Genomic DNA, 16,161 nt, shown 5'->3' with positions numbered 1-16,161 from the left:
CGCGAACTGCTACGGCGCGAAGCGCAGGAAGAACAGCTCGTCGCTCCCCCCTGGCGGGAGGTACTCCTGGCCGTTGACCGTCACGGGGTCGTGGGCGAAGCCCGTCAGCAGCGTGCCCCCATCCGGCGTGGCGCCCAGCCCCAGTGCGCGCAGGTCGGGGTCCAGCATGCGCGACCAGACGTGCGTCCCCGTGGAGGTGAAGCGGGCCGCGAAGGTGCGGGACTCCGTCGGGTGTCCCAGTGGCCCGCCGCCCAGGTCGAACGGACCGTTGGACTGCGCGAGGACCGAGAGGTTCCCCGAGGCATCGGTGCCGATGCGGCGGAAGCCCTCATTCCGCTCCGCGCCATACCGCCGCACCCAGGTGTCGCCGCCCGAGGCCGTCAGCACCCCGAGGAGCGCGTCCGCGGAGGGCTGGCCGCTGCCATCCGCGGCGCTGGTGATGGTGGCCCCCGCGAAGCTGAAGGAACCGATGAAGCCGCCGCCGAAGGCAATGGCGCCCCCAGGCATGAGCGCGAGAGAGCCTGCGTTCCCGGTCGCGCCATTGAAGGCGCGGGACCAGAGCAGCCCGCCCTCCGGGCTGTAGGCGGCGACGAAGGGCGTCGAGCTGGCGGTGGCACCCAGGCGGCCCGTGCCTGCGCTCCCGCCCACGAAGATGCGGCCGTTCGCGTCCGTCAGGATGTCCGAGGGGTCGACGCTGTCATACCAGGGGTCGCTGCTGCCCGCCGGGACGGCCAGCGACCACAGGTGGTGGCCTTCCCAGGAGAACTTCGCGAGGAACATGCCGTTCTTGGAGTAGTTGTCTCCGGACGTGAAGGTGTCTCCGCCCAGGTTCAGCTGGCCGACGAAGGTGCCGGCGACGATGAGGCTGCCATTGGCGTCGCTGGTGACTTCGTGGCCGAGGGCACTGAGCTCCGCCGTGGCGGGACCCGTCGGGACGAAGCCCCGGGCCCACACGAAGGTGCCGTTCGGCGAGTACTTGGCCATGAAGAACCCCACGTTGTCCTCATCGTCCACCGCGGGCAGGGGCCCGCCGCCGAAGTCGGGCGCGCCCTGGTAGTTGCCCACCACGAGGATGTTCCCCAGCGGGGTGAGGGTGAGGTTCATCGCGTGGACGCGCACGTAGGGCGCGAAGGGGACGTAGGCCCGAGACCACTGGTGCGCTCCATCCGGGCCGTACTTCGCCAGCACGAAGCTGTGGGGAGTGGTGAAGTCCTGCCCACCGAAGTTGCCACGCGTGCTGAAGCTCGCGAGGCTGACGAAGCTGCCGTCAGCGGCGGTGGCGAGGCGGCCATCCGTCAACTGGTAGCCCTCCCCGCCACGCATCCAGGTCCACGAGACGTCACCTCCCGTGCCCCGGCGCGAGCACACGCTCTTCGCCACGGTGAGTGCCAGCTGCGGCATCAGGTGCGGCCTGCCGGCCTCCGAGGAGAGGAAGTCCGCGCCATCGCCGCTCGCGGGCTTCAGCATGAAGCCGTACGTGCCAGGTTCCGTCACCACCTGCGTCAGGTCGTACTCGGCGCGGGTGCTGGTGTTGATGGCGCCCACGTCCCCCAGCTTCACAATCCATCCCGGACGGGTGTTCCAGCTCAGCGTCTCCTCGCTCCACTCCGTGCCCGCGCGGTAGAGCTCCGGGCCGTCGGTGGTGCCGTCGACGGCGTACAGCTGGAGCCTCGCCCGGACGATGGTGCCCCCCTGGAGCTGGCCATGGGTGACGTTGAACTTCAGGTAGACCTCCGACTGCGGGTCACCATCCACGATGACCTTGTCGAGCCCGCCGTACGTCGCGCCCGGAATCGCCGCGGACACGTAGGTGTCCTCCGTGGCCACGACCTCCAGCTCCTCCACCTGGACCACCGCCTCGCACGAGTCCAGCTCCGCCGCCTTCCGCGCCGTGTCCTCTGCCAGCGGCGGCGCGTCCTTCACCGCCTCCTCCGCTCCACCGCAGTGGGTCAAGAGCATCAACCCCGCCAGCCATCCCGCGCCCGTGCGCATCCGCCGCCACACCTTCATCCCCGACATTTCCCAATCCTTTGCCATTTGCTACTGCACCTGGGTTGCGCATTTCCCGAAGCCCTCGCTTCAGCGCCCCCGGTGCCTGGCAATTACAAAGGCCGTACCAGCGTTCGTGGCAGGGAGTCGGGACGCACGGGGCATGCACAGTCCCGGAAATCCTCCAGGCCCACGGAAGCGACCAGACGCCTGGCCCCGCCTGGAGCCCGACGGCTGCGGCTTCGCACGACCTCCTGCGGCAGCGCGAAGCCGTCCAAAGCTCTTCCCGCCGGCCTGTGGGTCGTCCAGCGCGGCGAGGCCGCGAATACCCCCTTCAACTTCCTGCTCGTCGCGCTCGCGCTCTTCGTCTTCTGGGGACGCCGGTACCGCGCCCCCATCCCGCCTCGCGGCGCACCGCCTCTCACTTCGAGGTGACAGCGCCGAGGATGAACCGGGGCAGGAGCTCCTCCCGGAACTTCCTCCAGAGGGCCACGTGGTTGTAGTTGCCCGCGGTGAACATCACGACGAGGTCGAGCTCGGGGACGACCATCACCAGCTGGCCCCCGTTTCCGCTGGCCTCGTATTCCGAGTACACGCGGTCGCCGACGCGGAGCTCATGGCGCCACCATGTATAGCCATACGTCCGCCCGTCCCCCATCGTCGCGTGGTTGGCCGTGGAGCGCTCGACCCAGCGCTGGCTCACCACGCGCCGCCCGTTCCACGTGCCTCCGGAGAGGTAGAGCTGCCCGAGCTTGAGCGCGTCGCGCGGGCGCATGTAGATGCCACCGCCCAGGTACTGCTCGCCCGTGGGCATCAGGTCGAGGTGGTAGCCGCGCATCTGGAGGGGCGTGGCGAGGTTCTTCTCGAAGAACTCCGGAATCCACATGCGCGTGGCGTTGCGCAGGACGCCGCCCAGCAGGTTGATGTTCGCCGAGCAGTACACGGCCTTCTCGCCGGGCTCGCGCACCATCGGCAGCTCCAGCGTGTACCTGTACCAGTCCGGTACGTCGTCCTCGAGCCGGTCCTCGTTTCCAGGTGAGGCCGGGTCATCGTCGTCGCAGGCCAGCCCCGTCGACATGGTCATCAGGTGCGCGACGGTGAGCTTGCGCTTGCGCGCGTCCAGGTTCGCAAGCCGCCCCTTGTACTCGGGGAACAGCGAGAGGACCGGCGTGTCCACGGTGAAGGGTGCGCCCTGGTCCAGCGCGATGCCAATCATCACGGAGGCGTAGGACTTCGCCGCGGAGCGCAGGTCATGGGGGCGCTCCTTGTCGAAGCCCTGGAAGTACTCCTCCACCACCAGCTTCCCGTGCCGTGCGACGAGCAGCCCCTGGATGGCGGGCGCGGACTCCGGGCCGGGCTCCTGGTCGAGGATGCGCTGCACGAGCTGGCGGATGGGCTGGACGTCCATGCCGACCTCGGCGAGGGAGGCCGTCGCCCAGCCGTCCTCCTCCGCGATGGGCCGTTGGTAGACGTAGGGGCCCGGCGCGGGTGTGCGGGGATGGAGTCCCACGGCCTGGGTCCGCTCCCTGCGGGTGAAGTCGAACGTCGTGTCCATGGACGGCAGGCGCAGTGACAGCCGCCCGGCTTGCGCGTCGAACGTGCCCTCCAGCTGCACATTCCCTGTCGTGGGCGTGAGACGGACGGCGCCGCCCTGGAGGCCGACCCGGAACAGCATCCGGTTGCCGAAGTTCCGTTCCGGGTTGCGGATGAACGCGCTCACGGAGCCGTCCGGCTGCTTCCGGACCACGAGGTAGAGCGAGAACCGGTCCTCCAGGGGCGCCACCTCGCCGCGCCAGACGTCCGCCTGGAGCGCGCGCAGCTCCACCGGCGTGGCGAACTTCATGCCGCTCATCAGGACGCGCGGCTGAATCCAATGACCGGTGATGCGCCGGCCGTCCTCCGCCAGCGTCCCCCGGAGCTCGCCCTGGCCTCCCGGGAAGACAACGGAGACCTTCCTGCCGTCCATCCGGGCGGGGACTTCGAAGCCCGCGATGCGTGCGCGCCAGGCGCCCTCACTTCGCACCAGCGTCAACTCCCCACGGACCTGTGGCCCGAGGACGCGCTCGCTGCCCCAGACTCCCACCAGTTGCTCCGCGGGCTCCGGCGGCACGGGAGCCGCGCCGACAAGCCAGGGAACCAGCCCCAGGAGGAACCAGACGCCCCTTCCAGCTCCGGCAACCGGGTTGCGTTTGTTGCTCATGGTCGGCGGGAGGCTACTCCACGGCCCCGCGGGATGGGCCCGACTTCTCGATGCCGCGGGAAGGCCCGCATGCGGCCACATGAGAGGAGTGGCAAAATGGAGGCATGTTCGACTGGCTCCGCAAGAAGCTTCGTGGCACGCCCGCTCCGCGCACGCCCGAGCCCTTGGACACCCCGAAGACGGCAGCGCCCGTCCCGAAGGCCGGTCCGTCAGGTCCCATCCCCTGGGGATGCTGGGTCTGGATGCAGCTGCCGTGGGAGTTCCAGGAGCGCTTCCTCGGATACGTGTACGTCGACCCCGACGCGGGCCTGTCCGCCAAGGGAGACCGTGAGAGCGTGACGGAGCTCGCGGAGCGCCCGGGCGTCACCGTGCGCCTGCCGATGGGCTTCCCACTCCGTCCGCTCACGGCGGAGGAGGTCACCGCGCGAGGCCTGCCGGCCACACCCAGCTGGCTCGTCCACTTCGGACCCCAGCCCGACCCTGCCTCCCCCTGGCGCGAGGACCCGCACCTCCAGGGCCGCTTCCACGAGAGCCACCCGAATGACCTGGAGGTGCTGGTGCATGACGGAGAGCCCCGACGGACAGGCCGCCGGCCCGAGCTGTGCTGGGTCCGCGTCCTGCGCGCGGAGCGGGGGCCGTCGCGGCGGGCGCTCTATCGCCCCGGGCAGACGCAGCTCTCCCAGGAGGAGTTCCAACGCCAGCACTCCGGCGACACGTGGGTCTACGTCGCCCGCCTGCTCAACGCGCCCCATGGGCTCCAGGACATCCATCAGGGCGAGGAGCTCCGCTTCCTGAGCGGCGCGGGCCTGTATCACCCGCTCCACGTCACGCCTCGGTACCTCCAGGAGCGCGGGGACTGGCACATCGCCCCGTGTGACAAGTGCGGCTGGAGCGAGGCCTTCGACCCGCCGAGCGTCATGGCAAGGTTCCGCTTCCCGGACATGCCGCCGGACGCGGAGCTGGAGGGCTTCACCTCCTTCTGCCCCATGTGCGACGGAGTCCAGCTCCTCTCCCGCGTGGACCCTGCCGACGCCTGACACATGCCAGTATCCGGGCAAGCGGTGCATCCTCGCTTCAAAAGCTCCCTTCTCTCTCCAGGTGTTCCCTTGTTCTCGCAGCGCGGCTTCCTGCTCTTCGCCAGCGCATTGCTGACGGCCTGCGCCACGGTCCCGTCGCAACCCGGCGCCTCCTCGCGGCGGGACTTGCAGTTGGATACCTACTCCACCCATTGCGCCAGGAACCCCGCCGCCTGCGCGGAGGTTGCTGGGACACAAGCTGCATCCCGGGCCCTCTCCGTTGCTTCTGCTGCCTCACGCGGCGCTCCCGTCGTAGCAGCTCTCGCGCTCCACGACACGGAGCCTCAGGACGAGCTGGAACGGCGACTCGTGGAATGCGCCGTCCAGGCCGACCTGGAGGTCAATCGCCGCTGGTTTGGAGGCCGGCGTCCCAACGATGACGAATGCTTCGAGGAGGTCGAGGTGGAGGTAGACGGGTGCCTCGAATCCATGACACGCGCCGCGGCGTTGGGCCGTGAGAAGCATGCCGTGGCGCTGGAATGCGCCCGCAGGGTACTGGACGAGGAGTGGAGTGACCTCTACAGCATCGAGCCTCGTTACCGCTTCTACCGGCAGACTCACCTGTTGGAGAGCGTGAGCCGCAAAGAGGAGAAACGGCTGCTGGCCAGCGGATGCACTGAAGGCCTGTGGCGAACAATCAAGCCTGACATCGTCCTCCATGGCAGGGACAACCAGCCTCTTGCGTGCCGTGTCTTCGACTTCAAATTCCCCTGCCTCGAAGGCAAGCAGCCCCAATGGACACGGTATGGCCAGAAGAGCGCCTTTGCCGGGTCTGACCAAGGGACCATCTACACGGAAGCGCTGGGCTGCAAGGCAGTCATCCTCTCTCCGACGGGAGTCTTCCGGTGACCACGCCGCTTCCCTCATTCCGCATCCACGACACCCGAGGTCGGGTGGTGCTTCGTGATGGCCTGCTCTTCTGCTTCTTCATGAGGCGCTCCCACGGAGACGTGGCCGCGGGCCTGTGGCGGGCTGTGCAGACCTACCGTCGTGCAGTCCCCGCACAGGCGCTTGCCTGGTACGCCATGCCCGATGGTGAGTGGGCTCCCCTGGACGACGCGGGTTGGGAGTCCGTCCGCAAGGAACTGCTCGAAACGCCCTGGCCCAACGGAAGCGAAGCGCGCCTGCAGGAGAGCCACACCGAGGTAGGCGCCCATGGCTTCGAGTACACGGGCAAGTGGCTGGACGCCCCGGCATGGCAGAGCCACGAGGAAGCCGTCAGCGCAGCGGCGTTCACCCTGCCCACGGAGTTCTTGCTGGAGCACGGTCCTGACCACGTACGGGACCTGGCACTCGCCCTGGCGTCAGAACTGCCCTGGAGTTTTGGCTACGTCAGCCCTGCCTTCGTCTCTCCTGGTGGACTTCGCGCTGGCGCCAGGCAAGCCATCCAGGAACTCAGCCTCCGGTATCCGGGCCTGGACGCCTACAACCTCCGCCCCACGGCCCGCTCCATCGGCACAAGAGCCCGTGGGGCCTATTGGCTCACCTTCCTTGGCCAGCCGCTGCTGGGCCAGTTGGGCGGCACCGAGGCCCTCCGTCAGCGACTCCCCTCCAGCGTTTCACTCCAAACCCTGAATGACGAACGCCTTCTCCTACGCCTGGGCGAGTGGCCACTGGCGGGTGATGCAACCGCCCAGGAGGACATGGCTCCCTACCGCGCGCTCGCCCAGGAGCTCGAACCTCACCTCTACCAGGAGCGAACGCCGTGGCTCATCGATGAGGCTTTCGAGCGCCGCTGGCTTCGCAGATTCCTGGATTAAGACAGGCTATCCACCTGCTCCTTTGCCCTCTTTGTCCAACTGGGAGAGGAGGCGCGAGTAGCTCTCGCTCAGATAGTGACCCGCACCCATGCTCACCCGGCTCGTCAGTTTCTTGCTGCGCAGCAGGTACTCGACTCCAGCGGGTTGAAGGCCGGTCGCGCTGGCAATCGATTCGAGGGTCGCGCCCTTCAGCGACAAGGCCTCGACGTACCTGGTCATCAAGGTGGGCAGCCTCAGCTTCTCCTGAATGAGGCTCTCCGGGTCCGTGGCTTGGAGGCTCTCTGCCACTGCGTCTACGTCGCCGGGGAACCCGTGCAGACCAGAGAGCCAGATCAATTCCGCCGCTGCCACGTCCAGCAGGCGCGGAGTGCTTCGAAGAACAGGGAGTAGTCGCCGGGAGACAGCTGAAGTGACGCCCTGCAGGAAGCCATCGAACAGTGCAGACCAGATCAGCGAGGGAGAGACAAATGCCTTTAGCTGCCATGGGGACTCCAGTTGCTGAAGCTCCCACCAGCGGAGTGTTACTCGAGCAGGAATGAAGATGAGTTCGCGGTTATCGGCCAAGACTCGCGACCAGGCGTCTTTTTGGGTCTTATCGTCAATGACCTTGCGCTCCACATCAGGCGTAAACATCAGCACACCACGCCCCTTCCACCCGCGCTCGCTCTCCAACTGCCTCTGAATTTCGAGATAGCGTTCTTGTTGGTCTCCATCGCCAGGCGCCAGGTCGTATGAATTCTTCGACTTCGACTTGCAATCGTAGTGCGCGACCTCCGGATGACCTTGCGACGCAGAGAAAGAACTCTGAAATACGACTCCGTCTGGGACGGTCCGTCCTGAGAAGGCGATTCCAAGCGGGAGATGCCACTGGAACATTGGATGTAGCACGCGAGCTGTCGCTTGCTCGAAGAGGTTCTCCTTGCTCGTAGACGCATAGTCCGGGAGTAGCCAGGGGTCGGCCTCAGAACGCTCGCGCTTGCCTTGATCTATCAGCGGAACGAGGTCAGGCGAGGGAGCAGCCCCCAACGCGGTGGTCGATGCGGAAAAAGCCGCATGCAGCATCTCGACCAGAGCAGAGAGCGAGGCAGGGGCAAGGAGGGACTCCAGGGTACGTAGGCGGGCTGCATGCACTCCGAGTGGATGCAGGAATACGTTTTCATCGTCGTCCACGATGTCATCGTTGACGTGTAGGACGATGAGGGCCGGTGCTTTTGAGAGGGCGCGGATTGCATAGAGCGCCGTCGAGTTCCTCAAGAGGAAGTAGACGGCGCAACCGGCAGGCAGGTCGGCACGGCAAAGCTCAACAAAGCCCTGGGTGACAGCACCCAGAGTGAAGTTGGAGCGCCCGACAGATTCCCGGAGCACCTGTCGCGCGTCCACCTGAACGAACCTGGTGTCGTCGGAACTGAGCCCCTGCATCGCATCCTCGTCGTCATTGGCCGGCACTGAACTGTCGAGCAGTGTAACTGCCCCGGCTGACACGAGTTCCTCAAAGGCCTCCGGTGCGGCTGAATAGCGCACACGGTCCATCCCGGTTGCCAGGACGATGCTCAGCAGGCGATCAGACGCTTGTAGCACCGGTTACCCCCCAGGCCCGTAGGTGCGAGTCCACAAGCAGGAAGTGCTCCTCTCGCATGTGGATGGCATCGGGCCTGAGCAAGGCACCTGCGACCCTGATCCTGCTTCCCTCGCCAAGATAAGAGATACGCACATCGACGGCTCGTACCTGCACCTCCTTCGTAAATGCCCTTGCCTCCTTGGAAAGCTTGCGGAAGTCCGTCAAGGCATCATGTTCCCTGGACGTAGCGGTCACCCTGAGGAGATTTCCAGTTGCGGCCAGGACCTCTATCTGCTGCAAGCGTACGCCCACGACCTCGAATCCATGAACGGGAACCGTCGGCATCGAGAATTCAGGATTCTTGAAGACCTCCAAGTTGTACGCACGGGCAGCCGCGTCAGGGATTGCATTCGAGTTCCCCCACAGCACGGCGCCCAAAGCACCCCGAATTCCACTTGCGAGCTTCTGGGTAGGCGTGCGCAGGGTTAGCAATGTGCTCTCTTTGTCGGGGGATAACCGGAAGTACGTCGACCCGGCCCCTCGCTTGAACGATGCAAGTCTCAGCTGTTTCTTCGCTGTGATTTCCCGGCCGTCCTTGTTGGGGCGCTCGAAGTAGACGACGACGAGAAGCTGCTCATTGCGGTGCTCGATGCGGACCTTGACCTTGCGCTCTTCCTTCTTGTTCTCGGAAAGCTGCGACTGCAGGTGCTTTTCCAGGGCGGTACCAAAGGTGTTCGCGTCCACCTTTCCAAGGTCGAGTTTGGGAGCGGAGTAAGCACCGAACGTTCCGAAGAACTCGATGAGGCCCGGCTTGAGCGCACGCTCGATGAGGGGGTCCACCTTGGCGAGCCCCAGCTTCTCAACCAGGTGGAACACGATCACATCGCAAGGGGTCGATTTCGAGAAGACAACGGCATGAGACTCCGCGATTTCTTCCAGGATCTCCTTGTCGATACGACTACCAGATACAAGTCGCTGAGCAACGCCGAGAAGCGCTTTTCGCTCCGCATCGCCGAGCGCCGCGACATGTTGCCGAGCCGCCTTTACAGACTTCATGGGAGACTTGAGGAGTGCAGACAATGCGCTCGGGCTCAGTTCGCTGACCAGATCATCTAGCGTGGGCTCCAGGCCCAGCCCAGTCAGACCGATAAAGGGAGACGACGACGGCATTTTTGCTCCTAGTCGACCATCAGATGAGCCCGACAAGCGGGCTCTTCACCAAACGCTTCGCTTTCTCAAGCAGGCGGCTCTAGATGCTCATGTGAAGCGCAAGCTCGGACAGTCAGAGCATCGGTGCAGGCGGGTGCGAGTTGGCTGCCACCTCACCACCTCACCGTCAGCTCCGTCGTCTTCCCCTCGGAGACATTCGCCGTCGTCTCATGCACACCGAGCGCCGCATGCTCGAGCCTGACCTTCACCTGCCCCCCATCCACCTTGAAGGGCCGAGTCGGGGACAGCCCCACGTAGGTATCGTTGATCCAGACGCGTGCGCGCGGAATGGCCACGACCTGGAGCCGAGTGGGTTGTACCGCCGGCTCATTCCACCCTCCGGAATAGCCCCCACCCCCATGACAGTGATAGTCACCCGTGCGCCGGTTGTTGTGACAGCCCGCGCTATTCGTCCGCCCCGGATGCGCCCACGCGACGCGGGTGGCAGCGACGCCCAGCACAACCGCCACCATGACCAGCAGTCGCCTCCCCGGTCTCATGGCTCCACCTTTCCAATGAGCGCCTCGACGAGCGTGCCATTCTGCCAACCCAGCAATGCGGAATGCGGTCCCAGACGAACCTGGACATGCGCCACACCGCTCCCGGTGCGTCCCAGGTCTTTCGCAGCGAACGTCTGTCCCGTGAGGCGCCGCGCCACCTGTTGCAGTGCCTCCGTGGACAGGGCTTCGCGTCCGTGCTCCACGGCGGTGACATGGATTCCCCGCGTCATGCCCTGTCCCATGAAGAGGTGGACCAGCGTGCCAGGGGGCGCCTCGCGCACGGAGAAGACGCCAGGGCGTTTCTCCGCCAGTCCCGAGGGTCCCAGCAGGGCCTGCGTGACCTCGACCGGCTCTCCCAGGGGCAGTCGGTTGCGCAGCAGGTCCTCACGTCGCCGGAGCAGGTCACCTCGCGTCTTGGCCAGTTCGGCATCTCCGTCGAATGTGGAGAGCAATACGCTCGCTTCCGCCTCTGCGTCGTGGACGGCGCGCAGAGAGGGGCCCAGGGCCCCGGAGGCGTGAGCCACCCTCTTCAATCGAGCGACTTCCCCAGAGCGAAAGCTCGCGAGTTCCACCCGTGCCGCCTCGCTCGGGTCCGCCTCCACTGCGAGCTTGAGCGCCTGGGCCCGACAGTGGAGCGCGCGTGCGGAGCAGCCCCGGGCGCGGCGAAGATAGGCCTGCGACAGCAGCGGTCCGAGAGGTTCCGCGGTGAGCCCTGGCTCCCGGATGCTCTGCAGCATTCGAAGCGCGTCTTCCACCGCCCCCTTGGCCAGCAGCGTCTTGCCCTGTTCGAGTCGCAGGTTTTCGAGTCGCCCACGAAGCTCCTTCACGATGGCCGCTGGCGCCCCCTCCTCCGCTAGCGCCGTCAACTCCCGCTCGACCTCGGCTTCCGAGCCCTGGGAGAGCGCCGCGAGGGCCCATGCCTCGCGCAGACGTTGGCGCTCCGCGTCCAGGGGCTGCGTGCCGACCTTCGTGCGTGCGTAGTCGGTGATGAGCCTGACGGCGTCGCGGTTTTCCATCCCGCGAATGCGAGCCTGGACGAATGCATTCCGGGCATCGACGAATGCAGGGGATATATCTCCTTCCGCCAGCAGGGCGCTCGCATGTACTTCGGCCATGTCGAGCTCACCCGCCGCGGTCAGCCGGCCCAGTTCCTGGACCGAAGGTCTCACGAAGACGAAGCAGCCCAGGACGGTGAGGGCGCAAAGCCCCGCGATGCCGAGGCCTGGTCTGTCATGCCACCGCCTCGGAGACTTCGAGCCATCCGCCCTGCGCCGCCGCAGCCAGCTCGCGGCCATCAGCCAGAAGCCTGGGACCAGCCCCAGCGAGGCCAGTGCGACGAGCCCCGCTGAAGGATGGCGCGCGTAGAAGTCATGGCGCGTCACGAATGCGCTCACGAGGAACACGGCGCTGAAGAAGCTCAGGAAGAACACCGCCACCAGCCCCGCGAAGCGGTAGATGAACGGACGGCTGTCGCGGGCCGGAGTGGGGCGGAAGTCACTGCCCAGCAGCTTGATGAAGCCCGGCCTGCCAGCGAACGTGTAGTGGACCGTCGCGGATGGGGCCTCGAACACCTCGAGGGTCTGGGAGATGACACGCGCCCGAAGGGGCTCCAGGTCCGGCTCCAGGGAGGGACGTACGGCAAGGAAGCCCGCCGCCTCGGCCTCCGGTCCAAGGCGGGAGGGAGGAATCGGTCCGTCGTGCTCCCGCGTCTCCAGGGTCCGAGCCCCCCGCCACTGGCGGGCCTGCGGCGCGCCCCGCGCGAGGCCCGGATGGGCGCGAAGGCGCGGGTCATCGGGCCAGATGCCCACCTGGGTACGCTGCGCTGTCGTCACCTCCAACCACCGGCGCATGCGGCCCGAGCTCCGGCAGGGTGAACAGCCCACCCATCCTTTCGAGCAACGAATGCACTTCTTTGTTCCGTTGCCGCGGCACTCCGAGCAATTGACCATCCGATAGCTCTTGCGAGCCCTGCTCATCCGCCGCCCGCTGCCACCGCAGCCCGAGCAATTCGCGCGCAAGCTGCCCTGGCAGGAGGGACATGTCACCTGGCCACTGCCAGCACAACTGTCGCAACCCACCGTGTGAGAGGTCCGCGCTGCCAGCTCCTCGGGCGTCCCGCTCCAGAGGTCCAGTGATTCGAACGCTACCGGGCGGTTGAGCGTGTTGGCTCCGCCGATGAAGGGCTCTTCCGCCCAGACGCCCGTGCGGACCGCATAGCTCGTGATGAGGCGCCCATAGCGCAGCGTCTCCATGTCGACCCGGGTGAGGAGGTCACGGAAGCTCATGGGGCCCATGCGCCAACGGGCCCACCGCACGGCCGCGGCCCTGGCCCTCAGTTCCATCTCCTCCGCTTGCATCGCGCGGCCTCCCCCACGCCTTGCCCGAAAGCAATCCCAATGGCGTGAGCACACCATGGGATGGCGGAAAAGCACCGGCCGGCAATCACTCCCGGGAGGTAGATACGAGCCGCCTGGGGTCAGCTCACAACAGGTCCACGGACGTCACCTGCGCGACGATTTGAAGACACGCCCGGAGCGCCGAGCCGGGAGGCGTGAGCCCCCGGGCGATGGCCAGCTCCACGTGCCGGGGAGCCCCCGCCACATCCCGATACTTCGGCCAGAGCACTTCCGTCCCGCCACGCAACTGACCGAAGGCCACCCGCCCGCCGGACGAGACCGGCAGGGCGAGCAGGCGGCCCCCGGGACTCGCCACGCGCTATGAGCGACGGCGTCGGCGCGTGAGGGCGAGAGCCCCGAGCGCCAAAGCAAGCTCGAAGCCCCCCGACGTAGCACCGCAACCACAGCCGGACGACTCATCCGGCGGCGGGCTCGTGCCCGCGTCCCGAGCAGGCTCCGTCCCCGCGTCCCTCACCGGGTCCGTGCCCGCGTCCTGCTCCGTCCCCGCGTCCGGCTCCGTCCCCGCGTCCGGCTGGCACACGTCGGACTCGGCCCCCACGCAGGTGCCGGCCTGGCACGAGTCCGGCGTGGTGCACGCATCGCCATCGCTGCACGCGCTGCCATTCGGCCGGGGCACCACGAGGCATCCACCCTGGCCATCGCAGCTCGAGGCGTTCTCGCACTGCCCGGGACTGCACTGGTAGGCCATGCCCCCGCAGGTGCGCCCGGTGCACGTGTCAGCCCGGGTGCAGGCGTTGCCGTCATCGCAGCTCCGGCCGTCGAGCGGCGCGCACACCCCGTCCACGGGCGCCCCCTCCGCCACCGAGCACGCCTCGCAGACGCCCCCACCGCACGCGGTGTTGCAGCACACGCCGTCCACGCAGTAGCCACTCGCGCACTCGCCATCCACGGTGCAGGCGCGGCCATTCGCGAGCATGTCGGTTACCCACCGGGCGCGCAGCCGCGTGTCACCAAAGGCATTCCTGCTCTCGTACACCACCAGCGCGCGCTGCTGGCCGTCAGAGGCCACCGCCGGCGTGTCCTGCACGAAGGGTCCAGGCGCCACGGAGAAGCCGCCGCCGTCCGCATCCCCGCCTCCCGTGGGGATGACCTGGCCGTACAGGTGCGACTCCGACAGGGTGTCGGTCGTCAGGTCGTCCCGCGTGTCCTTCCAGACGGCGACGTGGCGCGTTCCGTTGAAGGCGAGGGCCGGCTCGGACTGGTAGCCGGGCGCGATGGCCAGCCTGCGCCCGGTGCCATCCGGCAGGCCTCCGTCCAGGAGCACCCGGGTACCGTAGATGTCGTCCCGGCTGGAGCTGCTGCGGCCATCCTGCCAGGCCACCAGGAAGCCGGCCTCGGACGCGCTCACGGCGTGGGTGTACTTGCTCCACGACGCCCGCAGCAGCGGCTGGCCATCCGGGTCCAGCACGCCGCCGTCCGAGTCGATGCGCGCCGCGTACAGGTCCCCGAAGCTGTTGTTCCGGCTGTCATTCCAGACGACGAGCGAGAGGCCTCCGTACGCGGCGATGGCCGGCCGGACCTGGTTGTGCGTGGCGGTGCAGATGGGAACCGGAGGCAGCCCCTCCGGCTCGCCCTCGTAGGGGACGCGTATCCCCAGGATGTTGAAGCCGTCAGGCGTCCACTCATTCCAGACGACCTGGTACTGGTGGCCATCCGAGGCCACCGCCGGATTGTGCCGCTCGGCGGGCGCGGGGGTCAGGAGCAGCTCCCGCGCCTCCAGCACGCCCCCATCCGAGGTGAGCCGGGCGGCGTACACCTCGCGGTTCGAGGTGAAGCCGGCATCGCGCGGGTCTTCCCACACCACCAGGCACCGGCCGCCCTCGCAGGCGATGCGCGGCAACGTCTGGTGGTCGGGCCCCGTCGTCACCGGGACTCCCGCCAGGTCCAGCAGCGCCCCGTCCGCGCCGACGCGCGCCGCGTAGATGTCCTGCCCCGAGTCGGCGGCATTGCGGTTGTCCACCCAGGCCACGACATAGCGCTCGCCGTCGAAGGCCACGGTGGGCTGCGTCTGCGCATTGGCCACCACCGAGAGCAGCAGGCCCGGCGTCGCGGGCAGCTCGCCGGCCGCGCCCACCTTCGTGGCGAGCACGTCCCACGAGCGGCCCGTCGTCTGCTCCTCGGCCCAGGCGAGCAGGAAGGTCTCCCCGTCCGAGGCGACGGAGAACGGCGCGATGTAGGGGGCGGGCGCCACGGAGAGCTCGGAGACGGCGACCTGCGCCCCCGTGGCATCCAGGCGAACCACGGGCAGGACGCGGCTGGAGTCGCGGTAGTCCTGCCAGGTGACGAGGAAGCCCTCACGCGCCGCCGCCACCACGGGCGTCACCTGGTACGTCCCGCCTGGAGAGAGCGCCCGCTCGGAGCCGCTCACCACCATGCCGTCTGGAGCGAGCCGCGCGATGTAGACCTGGTTCGGCGCCGTGCCGCCGTCCGCGAGCTGGGCCCGCTTGTCCTCCCAGGCCAGGAGGTACTGCAGGCCGTCGGACACGAGCGCCGGGGCACCCTGCGAGCCCGGGGCCGAGATGATGCGCAGGCCGCTCGGGTCCAGCACCGTGCCGGCGGTGCTGATGCGCGTCCCGTACAGGTCCGAGTTGCCGGTGCCGGCGCGCGAGTCGGACCACACCACCAGGAACTCCGAGCCGCCGAAGGCCACGGTCGGCAGATACTCCGACTGGAAGCCGGTGGAGATGGGGAAGTCCGTCCCGATGCGCTTGCCGTCACGCCCCACCCGGGCGCCGTACACGTCCGAGGAGGAGCCGTTGCGCCAGTCCAGCCAGACGACGAGGAAGTTCGTCCCGTCGAAGGCGACCCGGGGGGACTCCTGGCTGAAGCTGGCGGAGGCGATGACGGTGGGCGCCGCGTCGAGGACCTTGCCGGCCGGCGACACGCGCGTCGCATGGATGTCCGTCGCCGAAGATGGGGTGAGCTGCCGCTCCCACACCACCAGGAAGTTCGTGCCGTCGAAGGCGACCGCCGGAGCCGCGTGGTAGTGGGGCGTGTTGGTGATTTCGAAGCCGAAGAGGTCGAGCAGCTGGCCGTCCCGGCTCACCCGCGCGCCCATCAGGGTGCTGGCGGACGACGAGCCCCGGCGGAGGCCCTCCCGGTGGTCCGCCCAGACGACGAGGTAGTTCGTGCCGTCGAAGGCCACGGCCGGCTCCAGCTGGGAGTCCAGCGCGGGCAGACGGACCGGCAGGTCGATGCCGAACTCCTGCGAGGCGGCGGCGAGCTGCGCGTCCTGGAGCTGGGGAGCGGCCTGGGCCCCCGTCCCCTGGAAGGCCATCAAGGTGGCTGCCAGCGCGAGGGAGCCAGAGGCGAGAAGCGTCATGAATACGGCGCGCGGGGAAGCCATGTGAGTCTCCAGGAAGTCGCGCCAGGATACCGAGCTTCAGGGCCCGAGAAGAATGGCCCTCCCGCTCGACGGGGAGTCCGAGCAGGCAGGGAACCGGGCGTTGAGG

The 16,161-nt window shown here is 67.7% G+C and carries 11 protein-coding genes and 1 pseudogene; 3 read left to right on the top strand and 9 right to left on the bottom strand.

Annotated elements, in window-relative coordinates; translation table 11 throughout:
• Window positions 1–9: 9 nt before the first annotated feature.
• Both ACX9TP_RS10380 and ACX9TP_RS10375 read right to left on the bottom strand, forming a co-directional pair.
• Window positions 10–2,019, bottom strand: a complete 2,010-nt coding sequence (locus ACX9TP_RS10380; protein WP_482979565.1) for a DNRLRE domain-containing protein — start codon at window positions 2,017–2,019, stop codon at window positions 10–12.
• 391 nt (window positions 2,020–2,410) lie between these two features.
• A complete protein-coding gene (locus ACX9TP_RS10375; protein ID WP_482979564.1) occupies window positions 2,411–4,189 on the bottom strand; it encodes a serine hydrolase domain-containing protein in 1,779 nt (592 codons plus the stop codon).
• 104 nt (window positions 4,190–4,293) lie between these two features.
• Between ACX9TP_RS10375 and ACX9TP_RS10370 the strand changes: the two genes are divergently transcribed.
• The 3 genes from ACX9TP_RS10370 to ACX9TP_RS10360 all read left to right on the top strand — a co-directional run bounded on the left by ACX9TP_RS10370 (window position 4,294) and on the right by ACX9TP_RS10360 (window position 7,025).
• Entirely contained in the window at window positions 4,294–5,226 is a 933-nt protein-coding gene (locus ACX9TP_RS10370) for a hypothetical protein (protein WP_482979563.1), read from the top strand.
• 69 nt (window positions 5,227–5,295) lie between these two features.
• Window positions 5,296–6,114, top strand: coding sequence for a hypothetical protein (locus ACX9TP_RS10365; protein ID WP_482979562.1), 819 nt, complete (start codon window positions 5,296–5,298; stop codon window positions 6,112–6,114).
• Window positions 6,111–7,025 (top strand): type VI immunity family protein, encoded by a 915-nt coding sequence (locus tag ACX9TP_RS10360; RefSeq protein ID WP_482979561.1) that lies wholly within the window; start codon window positions 6,111–6,113, stop codon window positions 7,023–7,025. Before ACX9TP_RS10365 ends, ACX9TP_RS10360 begins: the two co-directional genes overlap by 4 nt.
• A 6-nt stretch (window positions 7,026–7,031) precedes the next feature.
• Here the strand turns inward: ACX9TP_RS10360 and ACX9TP_RS10355 are convergent, their stop codons facing one another.
• From ACX9TP_RS10355 to ACX9TP_RS10325, 7 genes and pseudogenes are all read right to left on the bottom strand, one after another.
• Window positions 7,032–8,546 carry a hypothetical protein gene (locus ACX9TP_RS10355; protein WP_482979560.1) on the bottom strand — a complete coding sequence of 505 codons (1,515 nt, stop codon included), beginning with the start codon at window positions 8,544–8,546 and terminating at the stop codon, window positions 7,032–7,034.
• 40 nt (window positions 8,547–8,586) lie between these two features.
• Window positions 8,587–9,753, bottom strand: a complete 1,167-nt coding sequence (locus ACX9TP_RS10350) for a hypothetical protein (protein WP_482979559.1) — start codon at window positions 9,751–9,753, stop codon at window positions 8,587–8,589.
• A gap of 152 nt (window positions 9,754–9,905) precedes the next feature.
• The gene (locus ACX9TP_RS10345; RefSeq protein ID WP_482982374.1) at window positions 9,906–10,088 is read right to left on the bottom strand and encodes a PEGA domain-containing protein; all 183 of its coding nucleotides are present in this window, start codon (window positions 10,086–10,088) and stop codon (window positions 9,906–9,908) included.
• A 96-nt stretch (window positions 10,089–10,184) separates the two neighbouring features.
• Window positions 10,185–10,265: pseudogene (locus tag ACX9TP_RS10340) on the bottom strand (hypothetical protein); the annotation flags it as partial.
• A 23-nt stretch (window positions 10,266–10,288) separates the two neighbouring features.
• On the bottom strand, window positions 10,289–12,577 hold the full coding sequence (locus ACX9TP_RS10335; RefSeq protein ID WP_482979558.1) for a DnaJ-like cysteine-rich domain-containing protein: 2,289 nt from the start codon (window positions 12,575–12,577) through the stop codon (window positions 10,289–10,291).
• Between the two features lie 196 nt (window positions 12,578–12,773).
• Window positions 12,774–13,004: a hypothetical protein gene (locus ACX9TP_RS10330; RefSeq protein ID WP_482979557.1), complete on the bottom strand. Its 231-nt coding sequence runs from the start codon at window positions 13,002–13,004 to the stop codon at window positions 12,774–12,776.
• Window positions 13,005–13,007: 3 nt separating this feature from the next.
• Window positions 13,008–16,055 carry an MYXO-CTERM sorting domain-containing protein gene (locus ACX9TP_RS10325; RefSeq protein ID WP_482979556.1) on the bottom strand — a complete coding sequence of 1,016 codons (3,048 nt, stop codon included), beginning with the start codon at window positions 16,053–16,055 and terminating at the stop codon, window positions 13,008–13,010.
• Window positions 16,056–16,161 lie beyond the last annotated feature (106 nt).

It is taken from the genome of Pyxidicoccus sp. M15 (assembly GCF_056858435.1).
The sequence above is the reverse complement of the archived record's forward strand: the minus strand, read 5'-3'. Positions and strand labels throughout refer to the sequence as shown.